The sequence below is a fragment of the Daejeonella sp. JGW-45 genome (assembly GCF_029360805.1).
Classification (GTDB): Bacteria; Bacteroidota; Bacteroidia; order Sphingobacteriales; family Sphingobacteriaceae; genus Daejeonella.
In genome coordinates this window covers 44978-65985 of record NZ_JARKNC010000010.1, presented here as the reverse complement: position 1 = coordinate 65985, position 21008 = coordinate 44978, and the positions used below count along the sequence as shown (strand labels likewise).

Here is a 21008-nt window from a genome sequence, read left to right as displayed (position 1 = left end):
CACCCTTAAAGGTGCTTTCTTTTTAAATGAAATTAAAGCGGATCTATAGGTTCCATAAATGGAGCGGACTCATCGCCGGGGCTCTCATCTTTTTGCTGAGCCTTTCGGGAGCTATTCTCGTTTTTCACCAGGAGCTGGATGATCTGCAATACGAGAAATACCTGCACGTAGAAAATGACAGATCAGTTTCAATTGACAAAGCCTATGATCGCATTGTCGCCAGCTATTCAGCGTGGGATATCCGGTTAATTCGATTTTCTGCAGATCCTTCTGAAACACTGGTCTTTCAGCTAAGGTCGCCCGAAGACCGCTTAATCGCATTTGTCCACCCCTCAAGCGGAGAGCTGTTAAAGGTTGTCCGGCAATCCAGTGGTGTGATTTTTTGGATCCTGAAATTCCATTATAGCCTGCATGCCGGTTTAGCAGGCGAAATTGTCGTGTTAATTGTTGGGTTATTGTTTGTTATTTCTCTGATCACCGGTTCTGTAGTGTATAGAAGCGCCCTTCTGAAATGCCTGTTATTTAAGATCCGTTTCAATGTCAGGAACAGGAACTCATTTTATTCTTCCCTTCACCGGTATGTGGGGGTATGGGCCTTACTTTTTAACCTGTTGATGGCCCTAAGCGGACTTGTGATCAGTTATGAAATCGTAAGCGCTGGAATGAATCCTCCAAAGCCTGCTGCTCTGAATTCTCCGGTATTGAACAGGGTTTCTGTTGATAAGCTTCTCGCCGGAATCAGCACACAATTACCGGAATTCCATCCCAGTTATATTCGCTTCCCATCAAATGTTAATGATAAAATAACTTTTTCAGGTACTACAGATAACAGGAGCCGGATTTTCAGCCGTTTTTATAATTCCGTCACTGCCGATATCCAGACAGGTAAGCTCAGTGGCGTGGTATCTACAAAGCCTTTATCCAGCCTGGTCAGAGGGATACATTTCGTAGAGTACGGCAATTTTATTATTAAATTTCTTTTTGTTCTTGTAGGTCTAAGCGGGCCGGTCCTTTCAGTTAGCGGCTTCTTTTTATGGAGAAGAAGACGCAAGACGGTTGAAATAAAATAAAAAAGAGACTGGCTCAAATGTAGCCAGTCTCTTTTATTTATCCATCCTCGCTAAGGTTTATTAAGCCAGGTTGAAGCGGCCAAGATCCATCACCTTAGACCATGCTGCAACAAAGTCTTTCACAAATTTGTCTTTAGCATCTTCACATCCGTAAACTTCGGCGATTGCCCTAAGTTCTGAGTTCGAACCGAATATCAGGTCTACGCGGGTACCAGTCCATTTTACCGAACCAGTCTTACGGTCACGTCCTTCAAACACATTTTTGTTATCTGCAGAAGCTCGCCACGTAGTGCCGAAATCCAGCAGGTTTACAAAGAAATCGTTAGTAAGTGCGCCGGGGCGATCAGTAAATACACCGTGTTTGCTTTGATCAAAGTTAATGTTCAAAGCACGCAATCCGCCGATAAGTACCGTTAATTCAGGAGCAGTCAGCGTCAGCAGCTGAGCTTTATCAATCAGTAATTCCTCTGCAGATACCTTGTGATGATACTGCTGATAGTTGCGGAAACCGTCTGCTTTTGGTTCAAGCGCAGCAAACGATGCAACATCAGTTTGCGCTTGTGAAGCGTCGGCTCTTCCCGGCCTGAAAGGAACAGCGATATCATGACCAGCGTTCCTTGCGCTTTGTTCGATACCTGCACATCCCGCCAGAACGATAAGATCAGCCATAGAGACTGCTTTACCACCGGCCTGGGCATCATTGAAATCTTTTTGAACCGCTTCCAGTTTCTGCAGCACAGAAGCAAGCTGCGCGGGGTTGTTCACTGTCCAGTTATTCTGAGGAGCTAACCGAACGCGCCCGCCATCAGTACCTCCGCGTTTATCAGAATCGCGATAGCTTGATGCCGATGCCCATGCAGCAGACACCAGTTCCGATACAGAAAGTCCTGAACTTAAAATCCTGGTTTTAAGGCTTGCAATATCCTGGTCGTTGATCAATTCATGCGTAACCGCAGGAACCGGGTCTTGCCATAACAACTCCTGTGCCGGTACTTCCGGGCCCAGGTAACGTTCTTTCGGTCCCATATCACGGTGAGTGAGCTTAAACCATGCTTTGGCGAAAGCATCCGCAAACTGATCAGGATTTTCATGGAATCGTTTTGCTATCGGACCGTAATTGGGATCCATCCTAAGCGCAAGGTCGGTAGTCAGCATAAATGGCGCATGCTTTTTTGCGAGATCATGTGCATCTGGCACAGTTCCAGCGCCTGCCCCATCTTTTGGTCTCCACTGGCTGGCGCCCGCAGGGCTCTTGGTAAGTTCCCATTCGAAGCCAAAAAGGTTATCAAAAAAGTTATTGCTCCATTTAGTGGGAGTGGTTGTCCAGGCCCCTTCCAGGCCACTGGTAATGGTATCACCAGCATTCCCCGAACCAAAGCTGTTTCTCCAGCCCAATCCCTGTTCTTCAATTCCTGCTCCTGCAGGTTCCTTTGCAATATATTTGCTTGGATCAGCTGCGCCATGCGTTTTACCAAAAGTATGTCCACCTGCTATCAGGGCCACCGTCTCTTCATCGTTCATTGCCATACGGCCGAAAGTCTCACGAATATCGCGTGCTGAAGCAATCGGATCAGGATTACCATTAGGGCCTTCCGGGTTTACGTATATCAATCCCATCTGAACAGCACCCAGTGGATTTTCCAGCTCACGGTCGCCAATGTAGCGCTCATCGCCTAACCACACGTCCTCAGCACCCCAGTAAACATCTTGTTCAGGCTCCCAGATATCCTCACGGCCGCCGCCAAAACCGAATGTTTCAAAACCCATAGATTCCAGGGCACAGTTACCTGCCAGGATCATCAGATCGGCCCATGAGATCTTCTTGCCGTATTTCTGCTTTATAGGCCATAGCAACAAGCGGGCCTTATCCAGGTTCGCGTTATCAGGCCAGCTGTTAAGCGGTGCGAAACGCTGTGATCCGGATCCGCTACCGCCCCGTCCATCGCTAATACGATAGGTACCAGCGCTATGCCATGCCATCCGGATGAAAAAGGGACCGTAATGCCCATAGTCAGCCGGCCACCAATCCTGAGAATCGGTCATCAGGGCGAACAAATCTTTCTTTACTTCGTTCAGATCAAGTTTCTTAAACTCCTCGGCATAATTAAAATCCTTATCCATCGGGTTCGACAGCGTAGAATGCTGACGAAGGATATTTAGGTTCAATTGATTTGGCCACCAGTCGCGATTGGTTTGGCCACCGCCAGCACCGTGGTTTAATGCTCCGCCGGAAAACGGGCACTTAGCGGTAGTTTCCGTATTCATGTCGCCAACCTTAGCGTCATGATGTGGATGAGAATGATCCTGCATATTTATTATTCTTTGATTAGATAGCAAATCTACAAGATAATTCGACGGGAAATCATTTTATAAATTTATGTTGATATAGATAAAATCTATGGAATTATAAAAATCATTTATTCGATGTTGCGGCCTGTAAATGAGGAAAATTGATGGTTCAATACTTACCGGAGTTTACGGTGTAATTTTACTTAATTAATCTTTTATTTCTTCGGACATTCTTCGGACATTACTCGGATATTCTACGGATAACCATGGGAATTTATCCTTATAATATCCGTTATTTATCCCAATATTTTCTGTAAAGTATCACATTGAATTATTAATTTAGATAATCAATTTTAACCTTAAAATTTTTGTTATGGCACGAATAACAAACGGGATAACAGGCGCTTTCAGTGGCCGGGTAGCATCAGTGGTTGGCTATACCAGATATGGTCGTACTTACATGCGCGGTGTCCCCAAACATACAACGAAGCCCCCGAGCGAAAAACAGATCCTCAACCGAAAAGCAATGGCAGCGGTACAGGCATGGCTGACCAACATTACGCCATGTGTCAGGATAGGATTTCAGAATTATTCGGACAAGCAGCATGGCTTCGGAAGCGCCTTGTCGTACCTCAAACTCAACGCGCTTAACGAAGATCTGACCCTCGACCCATCGCGGGCGTTAATCTCCTGGGGCGACTTAGCTCTGCCTTCAGCACCGGCTGTAAGTAACCCTGAAAAAGGCATAATTGATTTTAGGTGGGAGCCAGGCGGGGATACGACCGACCGGGCAATGGTGCTGGCTTATGCGGGCGGCGAAGACCGGGTATGGGATGTATGCGGAGCGCGGAGAAATGAGGGAAAGCACATCCTCCCGTACGAATATATCTCAGGCAAGGAAGTCGACCTGTATATAGCATTCGTTTCTGAGGAGCGTGACAGGTGTTCGAATAGTGTGTACCTGGGAAAGATCGTGCTTAAGTAAATCGTTTCCTGTCTGTTCATATCAGCCTGGTATTTTTATCCGGGCAAAACCCGACCACGTATCCCGGCTGGGCCTGGATTAAGAATTAGTAAAAGACGGTACTATTGGATTTCTTAAGCGATATTTGACTAATTTTAAGTATTAAAAAAATTAACCATGAAAAAGATCTCAATTTTATTTGTCTTTATCCTTTGCTGCTTATTCCTTGCTCCGGCATCAGCACAGTTAAAAATGCCTCAGGTAAGCAGTGCACAAACAATTATCCAGGAGTTTGGCCTTGGTACGGTCACGGTAAAATACTCGCGTCCGAATGTTAAGGGCAGAAACGTTTTTACCGATCTTACACCTTATGGCGAGGTGTGGCGTACAGGGGCAAACACAATTACGACTATCGCCTTTTCTGAGGATATCAGCCTGGCGGGCAATCCTGTGAAAGCGGGAGAGTATGCGCTGTTGACTATCCCGGGTAAAGCTTCCTGGACAGTTATCCTTAATAAAGACACCAAGCAGTGGGGTGCATATTCGTACAAACAATCTGAAGATGTTCTGCGTTTCACGGTAAAGCCATCCAGGCTTCCTGAAAAGACAGAGACCTTTACCATTTCCTTTGGTGATGTTACACCTGCGTCGGCGAAACTAAACCTGGATTGGGCAGACACAAGGGTTGGCATTGGAATGACTGTGGATGTGGACAGCCGGGTAATGGCAAACATCGATCAGGCTATGAAAGGAGAGAAAAAGCCTTATATGCAGTCGGCCATCTATTATTTAGATAACGGCAAGGATCTTAACAAGGCTCTGGAATGGATGAACGCGGTAGACCCGGCCGATCAGAAGACTCCATGGTACAATTACTATAAAGCAAAGATCCAGCTTAAAGCAGGTGACAAGGCAGGAGCGGCTGCCAGCGCAAAGACAGGTCTCGAAATTGCAAAGACAATGAACAATGCCGAATACATCCGGCTTAATAGTGCAATAATTGCACAGGCCGGCAAATAGAAACGCCGGAATAAAATACAGCCTTGAGCACTAAAAGGCTCAGGGCTTTTTTATCTAAAACTTAATGTGTATGAAATGGGCTTTCGCAATACAACGTAAAATCCGCCTCGCCATCATGCTGGCAGTGTTAATGCTGTTTATAATGATCTTCAGTCTCCTGGAATCCTATAACGTTACGCGTATTTCAAAGTCGTTCAATTCTATTTATGAAGACAGGCTTATACCGGCAGTAGATCTTTATACAATAGCCGACCATATTCATAGCAAGAGAAACCAGCTTTTTACTTACCTTTTTACAGATAAGATCAGCAGCACGGAGATAAATCGTTTTATCGGGGAAGAGAACCTGAAGATGGATAAGCTGATCAGCAAATACGAGAACACCTACCTGGTAAAGGCCGAATCGAATTATCTTAGCAGCCTGAAAAAGAATGTCAGGGATTACAGACGGGATGAGCTGCTACTGATAAAAACTGCCGAAGAAAATAAAGAAGCCGCACGGGATCTGTACCTGAGTACTACAGTACATCTCTATAATGATCTGAACAAAGACCTGATGCGATTAACACAGGTCCAGACCCGGGTAGGGAAAGAGTTGTTAACCGAGTCCAAAAAAAGTGAATCGAGCTCTACTTTTTTAACCCAGCTCCAGTTTGTAATAGCTATTATTCTGGGCCTGGTTATTATGATCCTGATTATTACAGATAAGCAGGTGCATATCAGGCAGGAGAAATATAACCTTAACTAGTACTTAACAATATACCCGGCTTCTTCTATAGCCTTGATTATATCCACTTTCAATAAGGTATCCTGAAAGGTAACAGCAGCGCGGCCACTTTCGGTAGTTATATTCACTACGTTCAGTTTTTTTACAGAGTTGCATACCTCAAGCTGCCGGTTGAGCCTGGTCATGGTTGGGATCTCAAAATGTACAGTTTTCATGAAAAAATAATTTGTCGTTTAAGCTATATCATCAGCATTTCTGTTGCAATTTGTATACTGCGTGTTCATGACGTTAGCAGCAGATTAACAGTTTATTACAGCTAAGACGCCGCTTGCATATAAAATGATACAGCCGAGTGAAAATATATTTAGCAGCGCTCTGTTTGATCTCTTCGTTTTGTCTGATCAAAAGTATATGGAAGGCGGGAACAGGTAAACTGCAATTAGGCAGGCGCCGTCAAGTACTCGGTGAATGGGGGGGAAATGGGCGGTGAATGAGAGACGAGATGCGGGAAACGAGATGATCGTATCTTCCGTATTTTGCCGCCGCGTTTCTGTAAATTAAAAAGATCCCCCGCTTCGAGGAGAACCGGGGGATCTTTTTAATTCAGTGATTTGACTTAATCTCAGGCCTGTGCGTCGCGCAAAGCTTTGATCTTATCGTGTGAAGCTCTCAGTGTTGCCTTTTGCTCGGAGATCAGCGAGCGTACATGTGCCGGCAGATCTTCTTCTTTAAGTGCCATTTGATAAGCCTTCTGTGCAGCATCTTCGCCAAACTCACAGCTTTCGAGCACGGCTTTACGATCAGCACCGCTGAATGCAGCTTTTACATCCATCCAGGCGCGGTAGATCTTTCCGCTGTTCGTTGTTCCTTCTTCTACTTCTTCACCGGAGGCTGTAACTTCAGTGGCCAGGGCCATCTTTAAAGCGTGGCTCTCCGCTATCATTGATGTAAACAATTCTTTAAGATCGTCATTTCCATCTTTCAATTCTTCCTTAGCTTTTTGATAACCCTCAATCCTGTCATTGTTTATCAAAATAAGGTCGTTTAATACCTCTGTTTTTTCTTTAGTTTCCATAATCGTTGATGTTGTTTGATTTGAAAACAGCTCGATTCCGGATTTGGTTTCGGGAAAGTGTAATTAACTGGGACGAGAAACGAGATGCGAGAAACGAACGATGAGGCCGAGACTGATTGTTTCTATACCAGTAGAAGAACGATTAAATGAAAAATGATTGGATCTATGAGAATCTCAGAAGGTACGTTGGAAAGAAACTCGCTTCTCGTCTCTCGCTTCCCGTATCATGAAAGCAGCTTCTGCCTTAGCAAAAACTCAAGCTGATCATTAGACACGGCGAGCTTACTATTCATTTCTTTAACTTCCCTGCTCGCCTGATAGGCTTCAAACGCTTTTTGAATAGTTTCCTCAAGCTCCTGTTCGCTCCACGGCTTGCTTAGATAGTGATAAATCTTACCTTTGTTAACAGCATCAATAACGGCGTTCATGTCGGCATAACCGGTCAGAAGAATTCGTACAGGATCTGGATATTTTTCAATAACCTTTTCAAGGAATTCAATGCCGGTCATATTAGGCATGCGCTGATCAGTGATTATGATCTCAACGGGCTTTGTTTCCAATATTTTCATAGCGGCATCAGCACTGACCGCGATCATAATATTATATTTAAGTCTGAAAGTAGCCTTGAATGATATCAGATTATTTTCTTCATCATCGACATACAGGATATCAATCTTTTTATCAGACATTTGTTGTAACATTAATATTTTAGCAAAAATAAGGATAATTAATAAAAAAGATACTAATTATCCCCTAAATTACTGGCTGAAACAATTCTTATAAATCTTATCTAATGATAGTAAAATATATTCAGCAAGACAAGGCGGGATATAGTATATAAATGGAGATACAATTTAATAATGGCAACCCTGTTGTGCGTTTAAGGGCATTCAGGGCCATTGACGACCCGCGGTCGTGTGAATTATTTGTGGAAGGGCATAAGCGGGTGCTGACAAGCATAGGCGTAGAAAAGGTAACCTCTTCTAATAACGAATGGGTTAATAACCCCGCAGCGTTTGTCATGATTGTAGAGTCGCTTGACAAAGAGCACATTTACGGAGGCGCACGTATCCACGTGGCGGGCGGAACAGAACCGCTGCCAATTGAGCAGGCCACGGGCGCTTTAGATCCTGCTATTTACGATATGGTATGGGATTACGCCCAGAAAGGTACCGGAGAGGGCTGCGGTTTGTGGAATTCGCGGGAGATTGCCGGCTATGGTATAGGCAGTATCTTTTTAACCCGTGTTGGAGTGGCCATGTCGACACAGATAGGACTGGATTCACTGTTTGGTCTTTGCGCCCCCTACACCGTAAAGATGGCGCAAAGCGTGGGCTATGAAATTGAGGAAGGGATCGGAAATAATGGCACGTTCTATTATCCCAAGCTAGACCTGCTGGCAACCGTACTTATTCTCCGCGATCTGAAGGACCTTAGCGCGGCTGATGCGGAGAATAAAGCTGCTATCATGTCGCTCCGGGAAAATCTGCAGGGGGTCAGGATAGAGGAGCTCCGCAGGAAAAAAATAGAAATACACTACGATATCGAAATCCCAAATATGGATAAATGGGATCTTCAGGCTACAATTGCCAATACGACGAAAGGAAAATCAACCGGCAGTATTGATGAAAGTAATCTAAATTTGCTGTAGGTAAGACAGAATATTTAATGTACGATAGCTTTTGCTATTAAAATCACCTACTATGAAAGCCAGGATCAATGCACTTTCAGATGCATCCAGACAAATACAACTAACCTATCGCCCTACATTTTTCAGGCTGGATAATCCCTCTGACCGGAGCGCCCTTGACGGGCTGCTGGCGTCAGGCGATGTTGTATTTGCCCATGATGAAATTCATGGCCAGCTGCGCGAGCTGATTAAAATGAAAAGTCCGGCTGTTAAAATTAAAGAAACTGATTACGCGGATCTGATAAACAGCCACCTGGGGGGGAAAGATATTGATTCATACGGTGTATGGGTTTATTATCCCTGGAGCAGGCGCCTGGTCCACATGCTTGATAAACAAGAATTTATCCAGGTCCGAAGCAACCGTAACCAGTATAAGATAACCAAAAAGGAGCAAGACGAACTGGCCACTAAGATCATTGGCATTATCGGACTTTCGGTCGGGCAGTCTGTTGCACTTACCCTGGCGATGGAAAGAGGGTTTGGGGAGCTTCGTCTAACCGACTTTGACACGCTGGAATTAAGCAATCTCAACCGGATCCGTTCGGGTGTTCATAACCTCGGCATTCCCAAAGTGGTGATAACCGCACGCGAAATTGCTGAAATAGATCCCTTCTTACACGTTATTTGTTATTTCGACGGGCTCACTGAAGAAAATATGGATGATTTTTTCACCGGCAATGGAAAAATTGATCTCCTTGTAGACGAATGCGACAGCCTCGATATTAAGATCATTTCCCGTTTCAAGGCAAGGGATCTTGGCATCCCGGTACTGATGGATACCAGCGACCGCGGAATGCTTGACGTAGAGCGCTTTGATCTGGAGCCTGATCGTCCCTTGCTTCACGGAACAATCGACAATGTAGATCCTAAAACAATCAGAGGCCTCAGCACAGAGGATAAGATACCTGTAATGCTGCAAATGCTGGGGATAGAGAACATCTCCCTGAGGGCAAAGGCGTCCATGCTGGAAGTGGAACAAACCATAAACACATGGCCGCAGCTGGCGAGTTCTGTCGTTCTTGGAGGGGCATTAGGAGCTGATGTTTGCCGGCGCATACTGCTCGATCAGTTTCACGAATCAGGAAGATATTATATAGACCTGGATGAACTCATATCAGACAAAAAACAAACGGATGAAAAGGTTCACACGAAACACAACCCTTTTGCGCCGCTTTGGAAAGAAGATATGAAGAGCCTGAGTGCCGGAGTAAAACTTGAAACCTTGCCGGACGATATCATCCCGGATAACGAAACCATTAAGCAATTGGTTTCAGCGGCATCAGCGGCTCCCTCAACAGGTAATGACCAGCCGTGGAAATGGTTCTATAAAAATGGTGTATTATATCTTTTCCATGATGAATTCAGGTCATTTTCCTTTGGCGACTTCCAAAAAACCGCATCATTCATAAGTTTAGGAGCGGCCTATGAAAACCTGAGCATCCATGCCTTAAATCTTGGGCTGGAACCATACTACGCTCTTTTCCCGGACAGCTCCACAGAAAAGGTCGTTGCTGCTATCCGCTTTAGAGCACTTCAGCCGAAGCGGGAAACTGATCTTGTAAAACCACTTGACAGTGCCATATTCAGAAGGCATACCAACCGGTTGCTTGCGCCCAAATCATCTGTCGGGGAAGACCTGTTATCACGGCTGAAGGTGATGGCTGAATCCATACCCGGTGTTCAGCTTAAGTATTTTACTGACGAGGCAGATCTTCGGAGCCTTGCGATGATCATCGGCGCCTGCGATAAGATACGGCTCCTCAACCCGGAAGGGCATTATGATTTTGTGCATCGTGAGATGCGCTGGACCAATGAAGAGGCTGAACGCACCCGCGATGGCATCGACATTCAGACTCTCGGCCTTGGCCATTCCCTGATGGCGGCAATGGGGGTTATCCGGAGCGAGAAAGTGATAAATGCAGTTAAGGAGCTTGGCGGGGGAAATGCTTTGGGCATGCTTGCCATGAGAACGGTTTCGACTGCTTCGGCACTCTGCCTGATAAGCCTTCCGGGATATAGCCTTAAAAACTTTTTTGAAGGGGGCCGTTCCATGGAAAGGTTCTGGCTGGAGGCAACAAACCTTAATCTTGCCATTCATCCGCTGATTTCGCCTCTCTATCTTTTCTCACGTATTTTACATGGAAATGGAGAAGGCCTGGAAGAAGCAAATATCCGGGAACTAAGCATGTTGCGGGAACGGTTTAATAAGATCACCGGTTCGGGAAACAATGATGCCGAGGTGTTTCTGGCAAAAATAGCTATTGCTGAAGAACCAGTGCTGAAAGCCCACCGCCTGGCACTTGAAGATATTTTGGTATTCGACGGTGAGATTTGATAAATTACAGGGAAATTGGAACCACTCATAATGACCGAAGCTGTTAGAAATGAATAGGTATTGGTTTATAGTCTTTTTACTGCCTATATTTTTTTCGGCTGATATATTTGCACAAGAACCCGTAGTCTTTAAAGGTGGAAATATTGTTATCGGAGATCACGTTTCCATTCTGGAAGATCCCACGAATAAATTGACCCTTAATGATATTCGCAGCTCAGATAGCTTTGTGGACCAGGGCGTAAGCATACCCAACCTAAAACTAAGCAGTTCGGATTTCTGGCTTAAATTCTCGATAAGGAATGAAAGTGAGCAGGAACACCTTATCCTGGCACTGGAATATCCTATGCTGAGCACCTGCGAGTTTTATGCGATGAACGATGGGCTGGTACAGAAATTAAGCTACGATACCGAATTCGCAAACCGAAAATACAAGCATCAAAATTTTCTTTTTGATGTGTACATAAGACCAGGCACCACTGAAGCTTATTTTCTGCGGGTTAGAAGTTCCGAACAGATGGTGCTGCCACTAATCCTGGGCACGCCGAAAACTACAGCCGAGAACCTCCTCACCAACGACCTGGCGTGGGGGCTTTTTATGGGTCTGATCCTGGTAATGATCATATATAATTCGTTCATATATTTTTCTGTGAAGGATAAGAGCTACCTGTACTATGTCTTTTACAGTTTATTTATCGGGCTCAGTTCTATTACCTTAAGCGGCTATACCTACCGCTTTATTCTGTTCGATTATCCGGGTCTTAATCATCTCGGCATTATAGTATTTCCGGGTCTCGCGGGCATTGCAGGCAACCTCTTCATGATGAATTTCCTCCAGACCAGGGAGAATTCTCCGAGGATGCATCGTTTTATTTACCTGTCAATCCTGATATATTCTGCAGCCATAGTTCTCAGACTTCTGGGTTATGACAGGGTTAGCTTCCGGGCAATAGATTTTGCGGCAGTTTCTACCGTATTGGTCACTTTTACGGTGACTATCACGCTATCGCTGGAGGGTTACCGGCCCGCGAAACTGTTCCTGCTTGCATTCTCGCTGTTCTTTACCGGCCTGCTGCTTTTTGTCCTTCGAAATTTGGGGGTTGTACCATATAACGATTTCACCAACTACACGAAAGAACTGGGTACTGCACTCGACGTTGTTTTACTCGCCTTCGCGCTGGCCGACAAGATAAATACGTTTAAAAGAGATAAGGAGCGCTCGCAGGAACAAACCTTACAGGCTCTTAAAGAAAATGAACGCATTATCCGGGAACAAAATGTAATACTTGAAACCAAAGTTAATGAACGTACCCTTGAATTAAGCGAAGCAAACAATGAGCTTAATCAAACGCTTATCGATCTGAAGGAAGCGGAAGGTCAGCTTGTGGAAGCAGAGAAGATGGCATCTCTCGGCCAGCTGACAGCAGGTATTGCCCATGAGATAAACAACCCCATCAATTTTGTAACCTCGAACATTACTCCGCTTAACCGGGATGTAGATATTCTTATTGATTTTATCCAGGAAATGGAAAAAATAGGCCTTTCAGATCTCCCTGTTGAAGAGAAACAAAGGCTGATCGAAGAGCAAAAAGAAGAACTGGATTATGACTATCTCAAAATAGAAATTAACCAGCTCTTAAAAGGTATCAAGGAGGGAGCTTCGCGAACGTCCGAAATAGTTAAGGGTCTCCGTGTATTCTCGCGCCTGGATGAAGACGATCTTAAAAAAGCAGACCTGAATGATGGATTAGACTCGACTCTTATTGTCATTAATAATTTATTAAGTAACAAGATCAGACTGGAGAAAATATACGCGGATATCCCCCTCATCGAATGCTACCCCGGGAAACTCAACCAGGTATTCCTGAACATTCTGTCGAATGGAATTTATGCAATAAATAAGAAATTTGGCGATGAGGAGGGCGGAGTGCTGAGAATAACGACGAGCAATAGTGACACGAAAGTATATGTCAAAATAGAGGATAACGGTATTGGAATGGATGAAGCTACAAAGAAGAAGATATTTGAGCCCTTCTTCACCACTAAAGATGTAGGAGAGGGTACCGGTCTTGGAATGTCAATTGCTTACAATACAATCAGGAGGCATCAGGGTGAAATTCAAATTAACAGTACGCCGGGTGAAGGTTCAGAGTTTATTCTGGAATTACCAATAGTTCATGAAAATGTTGAAGAAGAGATGTAAATGGAGAAACAAGAAAAAATAAAAATATTATATGTTGATGACGAGATAAACAACCTGACCGGGTTTAAGGCTTCGTTCAGGATGAGCTATAATATTATGATCGCTGTGAACGCGACAGATGCGATGGAACACCTGAATTCGCACCCGGACATCCGTGTTATTTTCTGCGATCAGAGGATGCCAGGCAAAACCGGGGTACAGTTTTTCGAGGAGATCCGCAGCCGTTATCCTAAACCTATCCGTATTCTGCTGACCGGTTACGCCGATATAGAATCCGTGATCGATTCTATAAACCTGGGGAATGTATTCAGGTATGTAAAAAAGCCGTGGAAAGATGCAGATATACTTGGCGCTATTAATGAGGCCAATAAATTCTATGTATCCAATTCGCTGCTCGCAGTAAAAAATGAGGAATTACAAAAAGCCTACAACGAGCTTGACAAATTCTCATACAGCGTTACACATGATATGCGCGGTCCGCTTCTCAGTATTTTGGGTGCTATCGAAGCCGCACAGCATATAGAAGACATCTCCGAAATAAGGAAAATGCTTTTGATGATGAAAGATTCGGTGCGTAATCTAGATGATTTCATTAAGAGCGTTCATGATTATTATAATCTGAACCGCGGTGAACTTGAAATCAAAGAAATTGATTTCAATGAAATCGTCAAAGAGCAGACCAGAATATTTAACTTTACTTACCTGGTAAGTGATGTGGAGTTCAAACCAAGTATTGAGCAGAAAGAAACATTCCGGGGCGATGAGGTTTCAATTAAGCTGATCCTTAACAATTTGTTATCGAATGCTTTCAAGTACCAGAAAAGGGATAATAAGGAGAAGCTCGTGGAGCTTAAGATACTGGTAGAAAACGGGAAGGCTGTAATAGAAATAACCGATAACGGGGTCGGTATTGATAAAAATTACGTAGGGGATATTTTTAATATGTTCTTCCGTGCGAGTTCACAGGAAGTTGGCTCGGGGTTCGGGTTATACAATGTTAAGGCAGCAGTAACGAAGCTGAATGGGAAAATAACTGTAGATTCAGAAATAAATAAGGGTACAAGTTTTAAAGTTACTATTCAAAACAAGTGAAATGTCAGCTCCGTTTCCCCACTTTATCATTATCGACGACAGCCAGCTGGATTGTTTTATCGGAGAGAAAATTATTCAGAATACAGGAACTTATTCAAGCATTAAAACTTACACCCAGGCTACAGACGCATACGAACATATAAAAAATTCGGCTCCCGGTCCTGCAGACGCGATGACGATTATTGTTTTGGACATTCAGATGCCGGTTATGAACGGCTTTCAGTTTGTGGAGGCATTTGAACTCCTTCCCGAAGATATCAGATCAAACTATGCCATTTTTATGTTCAGCTCGTCGATCAACGAGAGCGATAAGAACCGGCTGGAAAACCATCCCTGCATTCGCAAATTTTACGGAAAACCAATTTCAAAAGAAATTGTGTCTAGTTTAGTAAATGCTGTTTAATTCTCTTTTAAAATAATCGGTTAAAAGCTTACTTAAGCCTAAGGACGTCAATGCCCTGTTCAAAAATAACGTCCACTGGTATGCCCTTTTTACTCAGGCGATCGAGGTCAGATTTTAATTCAGGATGAATAATGGCCATCTCATTCTGCACCTTTTCAACGCCCGCCTTATCACCATTTCCCTGAAGGGTTAATATCTTATTACTAAGGCTGTTCATGGCCACAGCGAATTTTTCGTAGTTCACCTTGTAGCGTCCCCCGGGGGTTCTTTCAAATGCACCATTTTCATTAAAGAAATTGAAGCATAGCATATTCGCTTTCCCATGGGAAGCGCTGGCACCAAATCGCACGGAACGCAGAATACCGGCCATAAATGTGGTATAATAATCTTTAATGTCACCCTCCAGCTCTCCCTTTTTAAGAATACTGGTTACCATGTAAAGCCCCAGAATGTCGGCCTTTCCTTCTTCAAGCCATGAAGATTGTTCCTGAAGCGCTTCCCTTACATAACCCTTACCGTTTACAGTCGATTTTATTCCCAGGCCGTGAGCTACTTCGTGAAACATTACATTTGTAAAGAAAGCATCAAAGTTCAGGTACTTCTGCTGTTCCTTATCTATCAATTCTTCGCCGATAGGAATCATGATCTTGTCGAACTTTGCTCTCATAGCATTCTTTAACTGCGACCTGCGCGTACCTTTTTTCTGCTGGATCTCTTCATCGTTGGGAAGATTGACGGCAATGGTTTTACCTCCGGAATTTCCATCGCCGGCATAATAAACCACGTCAAACGCCGCGAGCTGGGATTCGGCGCCGGGGGTTTCATTTTTATATTTGGCGTCTACGGGCAGGCCTCTTTGGAGTTCAGGCATCATTGATACGTACTTCTCCAATCGCTTGCTCCATTCCTTATCCTTGACAAGCACATAACTTTCGAATGCTGCCCGGGCATTGAACAAAGCATCTTCATAATTCTCTATCGGGCCTATGATGATATCAAGACCATTCTCCTTCATATCCATCCACGCATAGTCACTTGCGGTATAATTGTCGGTAACAAGGGCTTCCGCTCGCAGACTCAGATACTTTTTTAACTGGGGCTCATCAGAAAGTTCTGACGCCCTCTTAAGCAAGTCGGACGCCTTTTTAAGCTTATCTTTAAAATAAACATGATAAGGTACCGAATAGAGCTTGCCGGCCGTATCCCTTCTTACCATAGAATATAAACCCATTTTATCTTTTACGTCTGAACTCTCAAACTCTTTCTTGGACATGTCCGGGGGATAGAAGCCCGAACCTGCCGGTTTTGCGCCGACTCCGTTAACAAAAGGTTTATTGCCGTTAAGCCGGTCCCAGGGACCATAGTTTATCAGAACGAATTCTTTGGTTTTTTCATCATTGATGGTTTCCATCAAACTATCCCGAGCCGGATAGGCTTGTTGCCAGAAAAGCTCATCCATCACCTCTGCCGCCCGGATGAGAAGCGGCAATACTTGCCGCTGGTTATCTGTGAGCTTTTGAATGTCTGTCGTCAGCGTCACCTTAGCATAGATAGGAAGCCGCTCTGCGACATATGTCTGCAGGCTGTCCTTGCCCGTCTCCTGATCGCCACTCCTATTTGTACAGGAGGAAACTACAGTTGCTATTACCAGTCCGATATGCAAAATTGTTTGAAGCTTATTGGTCATGCTTAATATATTAAGGATAATAAATATAAGAATTGTTAACGTGACATGCACGAAGATCTGTTTGGCATTATTTTTTCAGGAACCTTAGTTCATTCAATGAAATGCCTTCCAGTGTAATAGATAAAATTGATTATTTCCAGGAGAGTCTAACCCTCCGGGTTAAATTTGTTTCCGGCCTGATCTATGATTATCGCGGTGTGCCCCCTGAAGTATATAAATCGCTAAAAATTGCCGGCTCAAAAGGCAGGTTCCTTAACTTTCACATCAAAGGCAAATATGACTTTGACAAGGTAAATTAAATCTTTAAAAACGTATTTTTACCTTCTTAATTTTTATTGGATAGTATTTCCCAACTTAATAAGTGGAGATAATCGTATCTGTATTCAAGCCTTAACAAGAAGTTCTTTTGAAGTATACCTTTGTTCTCATTATTTTCCTATTAGGCTTTACAACTGTAAGCCGGTCCCAGGATAGTTTCACCATAAATGGCACTGTGACCGATTCTCTTTCAGGTGAGAGCCTGATCGGGGTTACAATTAAGTTCAGCGGGAAGATACAGAACGGCACCAGTACTAATGCTTATGGCTTTTACTCCTATAAATTAAGCCCCGGAAAATATCTAATGAGCGTAAGCTATATAGGCTACCGCACATTGATTCGAAGCATTGTGATCAGCTCAGATACCCGGATAGATCTAAATCTCTTTCCCGACAACAGCATTGATGAAGTAGTTGTGAGCGCGGAAAAAAGAAATGACAACGTGGTAAGCGCCCAAATGGGCATAGCGAAAGTTAACCTGGCCGAAATCAGAAATGTACCGGTGCTTTTCGGTGAACGGGACGTACTTAAAACGCTTCAGCTGCTTCCGGGCATCAAGTCGGCCGGAGAAGGAAACAGCGGTTTTTATGTCCGCGGCGGATCGGCAGATCAAAATCTCATTCTTTTGGACGAGGCTCCGGTTTACAATGCATCGCACCTGCTGGGGTTCTTTTCTACCTTTAACTCTGATGCGATAAAGGACGTCAGCGTTTTTAAAGGCGGCATGCCGGCACAATATGGCGGAAGACTCTCTTCCGTGCTCGATATCCGGATGAATGACGGGAATAAAAAGGAATATACTACTGAAGGTGGGATCGGCCTAATTTCATCACGGCTGAAAGTCGAAGGCCCTATTGCAAAAGACAGGAGCTCATTTATGGTAAGCGGCCGGAGAACCTATGCTGATGCTTTCCTGGCGTTTGCAAAGGATACTTCTGTCCGGAAAAACACACTGTATTTTTATGACCTGAATGCGAAAGCAAATTATCAGCTGGATAATAAGAACACTATTTATCTGTCAGGATATTTCGGCCGGGACGAACTGGGTCTGAACGAAACCTTCGGATTCGGATGGGGTAATGCAACGGCAACCCTCCGATGGAATCATCTGTACAGCAACCGTTTGTTTTCAAACACTTCATTAATTTATAGCAATTACAATTATGTGATTGAGAACTTTATCGAAGAAAATAACTTTAAGGTCAGCTCATCCATCAGAGACATCAATCTTAAACAGGACTTTCAACTTTCCCTGAACAATAGTCATAATCTTCGTTTTGGTTTGGATTTGATCAGCCATACAATAGCCCCCGGAAGCATCACTTCAAACGCCGGTTCGAGCGTAAACGAAGAAACTATCGAAAGGAGGAAGGGGAATGAAGTCGCCTTGTATGTTTCTGATGAGTGGGAAATTAACGAAAACTTTAATATTGTATACGGTATCAGAGGCAGCTCCTTTTTTTTGAAAGGCCCGGGAATATTTAACACTTACGACAGCGAGGGAATAATAACCGCTAGCAAGACGTACCATCAGGGTGAACTTGTAGAAAACTATTTCCGCGTTGAGCCGAGATTATCAGCCAGCTACATACTCGGCCCCACATCGTCAATAAAAGCCTCTTACACCCGGAATACTCAAAATCTGCATTTGATGTCTAATTCAACTGCGGCATCGCCAACGGACCTATATATAATGAGCAGTAATAATGTGAAGCCTGAAATTGCCGACCAGGTTGCATGGGGTTACTTCAGGAATTTCAGGGACGATAAGTATGAGTTTTCTGCAGAATTATATTACAAAACGATGCAGAATCAGATAGAATACCGGAGTGGGACAGACCTTCGTGGAAACCAGAACGTAGAGGCCGACCTTCTTTATGGAAAAGGCAGGGCTTATGGTATAGAGCTTTTTGTTAAGAAACGGTTCGGAAAACTCAACGGATGGGTTGGGTATACGCTTTCAAAAACGGAACGGCAATTTGACGACATTGACGATGGAAGATGGTTTTTTGCAAAGCAGGACCGTACACATGATCTATCGGTGGTTGGGATATACAAAGCAGGGACCCGCTGGACTCTTTCTTCTACCTTTGTTTATAATACCGGGAATGCGGTGACTTTCCCGGCGGGAAAATATCAGATAAACAATCAAACATATTTTTACTATTCAAAGCGAAACTCTGACCGGATGCCTGATTATCACCGGCTTGATCTTGCAGCAACGCTTGAGGCCAAACCCGGAAAAAAATTACAATCAAGCTGGTCGCTGGGTTTTTACAACATCTACAATAAGAAGAATGCATACTCTATTGATTTTCGTGACAATCCTGATGACGTGACACAAACCCAGGCGGTTAAAACAACGTTATTTGGTATAATTCCGTCTATTACATGGAACTTTAAGTTTTAAATATGATTTCAGGTATCCCGTCATATAAAATTATATTAAAGAGTGTTCTGATAGGTTTGGCTATTAGCTTTTCTTCCTGCGAAGAAGTGATAGAACCCGACCTGTCCACGGCCCCGCCTCTCGTTGTGATCGAGGGAAATATAAGTGACCAGCCAGAGGTTCACACGGTTAAAGTTTCACAGACGATCGCTTTTGATCAGCCCAATACTTTTAAAGGCATTAAGGGCGCACGGGTAACAGTATATTCAAGCAATAACCAAACCTTTGCCTTTAACGCGTCAACTGATGGCATTTACAGAAGCCAGCGTTTCCGCGGCATACCCGGTGTCCGGTATACATTGGAGGTTGTAACAGGCGGGAAAACATATAAGGCAAGCTCGGTCATGCCTGCTGCTGTAAGGATTGATTCGGTTGCGTTCAAGGAGCTTTCCTTTTTCGGAAATTCTTCCATCTACCCTGCTGTATATTACAAAGATCCGCCGGGAATTCAAAATCAATATCGTTTTATAGTACGCCTGAACGGGGTTTTGAAAGCCGACCAGGTAAACGAAGACCGGTTCAGTGATGGAAATCCAACTTCCGATATTATCACATTAGATGATGGCGTGGAACGGGGGGACAAAGTAGATCTTGAGGTGCAATGTATCGACAGAAATGTTTTTAAATATTACTTTGCTGTAAGCCAGGTCGACGGGAACGGCGGTCCGCCCGTGGCACCGTCTAACCCTGAATCCAATATAGATAACGGCGCACTCGGAATTTTCAGCGCTAATACACGAGCGGCATACACTATCACTCTTAAGTAGGGAGTTCCTTACAAGGAAGATTATGTTTTTTATTTTCCGTCCAATAAAGGCACTCCGTCTTATAAAAAATGCGTGCTTCAAAACCGTTATAAATACGTGGTTATTGATTGATTATATTAATGCTAATTTGAGCTTAATAAACTAAGTCTATATTTGTATTCTAAGAATCACCGATGAAGAAGAAAATTGTTGTTATAGAAGATAATCATGATATTCTGGAACTTTTAGGATTTATCCTCGAAAATGAAGATTATGAGGTACTTGCTTCTCTCGATGCCGAGCCTATAAAAAGCCTGGAGGATATTAATCCTCATCTCATCCTTCTTGATGAGAATCTTGGAATTCAGAAAGGACACCAGCTATGCCTGGACATAAAGGCTAATCCGGGCACATCGCATCTTCCGGTTATCCTTATCTCTGCTGTAAATGATCTTTCAGAAATTGCCAGAAAATGCAAAGCAGATAATTATATCTCCAAGCCATTTTTGATAGAAGACTTGCTTGACCTGGTAAGACAACATCACCGGCGGACAGATTAATTTTATATCGTTTCCAGCACGCTAACCAGGGTATTTGCGAGCTCCGAGTCTATTTCCACCTGACAGGAAAGCCTTATATTTCCAGACTTCGGAGACATCCGGCTTAGAGTTGTAGCTTCGTTTCTTCTTAATGCTCCGCTATAACCATCCGGAGAACTGATCTCTACCATACAGGTAGCGCATCTTCCCATACCACCACACTGGCCGAAATCCTCCGGATAGAGTTTATCTTCTATCAGGGTTTTGAGATCACGGTATTCGCCTGGAAACGTCTGTATCGTATATTCATCGCCGGCATAAAGCACAGTAAACAAGATCCTGATGCGGGGTTCCCTCATAATAACACGGACAAATATATTATAATAAAAGATATTTTAATCCTT

General features: G+C 43.9%; 19 protein-coding genes. 13 read left to right on the top strand and 6 right to left on the bottom strand.

The features are described 5' to 3' along the window. Positions 1–26: 26 nt before the first annotated feature. A complete protein-coding gene (locus P2W76_RS13920; protein ID WP_276348450.1) occupies positions 27–1070 on the top strand; it encodes a PepSY-associated TM helix domain-containing protein in 1044 nt (347 codons plus the stop codon). 60 nt (positions 1071–1130) lie between these two features. Here P2W76_RS13920 and katG read toward each other — a convergent pair whose 3' ends face one another. Further along, positions 1131–3335 carry a catalase/peroxidase HPI gene (gene katG / locus P2W76_RS13915; protein ID WP_276349274.1) on the bottom strand — a complete coding sequence of 735 codons (2205 nt, stop codon included), beginning with the start codon at positions 3333–3335 and terminating at the stop codon, positions 1131–1133. 397 nt (positions 3336–3732) lie between these two features. On the opposite strand from katG, the gene P2W76_RS13910 reads away from it, so the two are divergent. From P2W76_RS13910 to P2W76_RS13900, 3 genes are all read left to right on the top strand, one after another. Further along, a complete protein-coding gene (locus P2W76_RS13910) occupies positions 3733–4344 on the top strand; it encodes a DUF6266 family protein (protein ID WP_276348449.1) in 612 nt (203 codons plus the stop codon). 156 nt (positions 4345–4500) lie between these two features. Then, positions 4501–5343 carry a DUF2911 domain-containing protein gene (locus tag P2W76_RS13905; protein WP_276348448.1) on the top strand — a complete coding sequence of 281 codons (843 nt, stop codon included), beginning with the start codon at positions 4501–4503 and terminating at the stop codon, positions 5341–5343. 70 nt (positions 5344–5413) lie between these two features. Further along, complete coding sequence (locus tag P2W76_RS13900; protein ID WP_276348447.1) at positions 5414–6091, top strand: MCP four helix bundle domain-containing protein; 678 nt, start codon at positions 5414–5416, stop codon at positions 6089–6091. Here the strand turns inward: P2W76_RS13900 and P2W76_RS13895 are convergent. The 3 genes from P2W76_RS13895 to P2W76_RS13885 form a co-directional block, all read right to left on the bottom strand. Further along, positions 6088–6285, bottom strand: coding sequence for a hypothetical protein (locus tag P2W76_RS13895; protein WP_276348446.1), 198 nt, complete (start codon positions 6283–6285; stop codon positions 6088–6090). The genes P2W76_RS13900 and P2W76_RS13895 overlap by 4 nt on opposite strands. Positions 6286–6692: 407 nt before the next feature. After that, a complete protein-coding gene (locus tag P2W76_RS13890) occupies positions 6693–7145 on the bottom strand; it encodes a PA2169 family four-helix-bundle protein (protein ID WP_276348445.1) in 453 nt (150 codons plus the stop codon). A gap of 224 nt (positions 7146–7369) precedes the next feature. Further along, the gene (locus tag P2W76_RS13885; RefSeq protein WP_276348443.1) at positions 7370–7834 is read right to left on the bottom strand and encodes a response regulator; all 465 of its coding nucleotides are present in this window, start codon (positions 7832–7834) and stop codon (positions 7370–7372) included. 152 nt (positions 7835–7986) lie between these two features. Between P2W76_RS13885 and P2W76_RS13880 the strand changes: the two genes are divergently transcribed. The 5 genes from P2W76_RS13880 to P2W76_RS13860 are packed head-to-tail and all read left to right on the top strand — an operon-like array spanning position 7987 to position 14865. Then, on the top strand, positions 7987–8796 hold the full coding sequence (locus P2W76_RS13880) for a hypothetical protein (RefSeq protein ID WP_276348442.1): 810 nt from the start codon (positions 7987–7989) through the stop codon (positions 8794–8796). A gap of 52 nt (positions 8797–8848) precedes the next feature. Next, on the top strand, positions 8849–11170 hold the full coding sequence (locus P2W76_RS13875; protein WP_276348441.1) for an Rv1355c family protein: 2322 nt from the start codon (positions 8849–8851) through the stop codon (positions 11168–11170). 49 nt (positions 11171–11219) lie between these two features. Continuing rightward, a complete protein-coding gene (locus P2W76_RS13870) occupies positions 11220–13370 on the top strand; it encodes a 7TM diverse intracellular signaling domain-containing protein (protein ID WP_276348440.1) in 2151 nt (716 codons plus the stop codon). After that, positions 13371–14462 (top strand): hybrid sensor histidine kinase/response regulator, encoded by a 1092-nt coding sequence (locus P2W76_RS13865; RefSeq protein WP_276348439.1) that lies wholly within the window; start codon positions 13371–13373, stop codon positions 14460–14462. It begins immediately after the preceding gene. A gap of 1 nt (position 14463) precedes the next feature. Next, complete coding sequence (locus P2W76_RS13860) at positions 14464–14865, top strand: response regulator (protein ID WP_276348437.1); 402 nt, start codon at positions 14464–14466, stop codon at positions 14863–14865. Between the two features lie 28 nt (positions 14866–14893). Here P2W76_RS13860 and P2W76_RS13855 read toward each other — a convergent pair whose 3' ends face one another. Next, on the bottom strand, positions 14894–16552 hold the full coding sequence (locus tag P2W76_RS13855; protein ID WP_276348436.1) for a Zn-dependent hydrolase: 1659 nt from the start codon (positions 16550–16552) through the stop codon (positions 14894–14896). 101 nt (positions 16553–16653) lie between these two features. On the opposite strand from P2W76_RS13855, the gene P2W76_RS13850 reads away from it, so the two are divergent. The 4 genes from P2W76_RS13850 (at position 16654) to P2W76_RS13835 (ending at position 20625) form a co-directional block, all read left to right on the top strand. Continuing rightward, positions 16654–16851, top strand: coding sequence for a KTSC domain-containing protein (locus P2W76_RS13850; RefSeq protein ID WP_276348435.1), 198 nt, complete (start codon positions 16654–16656; stop codon positions 16849–16851). 107 nt (positions 16852–16958) lie between these two features. Next, positions 16959–19280, top strand: coding sequence for a TonB-dependent receptor (locus tag P2W76_RS13845; RefSeq protein ID WP_346429834.1), 2322 nt, complete (start codon positions 16959–16961; stop codon positions 19278–19280). Between the two features lie 2 nt (positions 19281–19282). After that, the gene (locus P2W76_RS13840; protein WP_276348434.1) at positions 19283–20086 is read left to right on the top strand and encodes a DUF4249 domain-containing protein; all 804 of its coding nucleotides are present in this window, start codon (positions 19283–19285) and stop codon (positions 20084–20086) included. A gap of 173 nt (positions 20087–20259) precedes the next feature. Beyond that, positions 20260–20625, top strand: coding sequence for a response regulator (locus tag P2W76_RS13835; protein ID WP_276348433.1), 366 nt, complete (start codon positions 20260–20262; stop codon positions 20623–20625). Between the two features lie 2 nt (positions 20626–20627). On the opposite strand, the gene P2W76_RS13830 is transcribed toward P2W76_RS13835, so the two are convergent. Continuing rightward, positions 20628–20963 (bottom strand): 2Fe-2S iron-sulfur cluster-binding protein, encoded by a 336-nt coding sequence (locus tag P2W76_RS13830; RefSeq protein ID WP_276348432.1) that lies wholly within the window; start codon positions 20961–20963, stop codon positions 20628–20630. Positions 20964–21008: the final 45 nt, after the last annotated feature.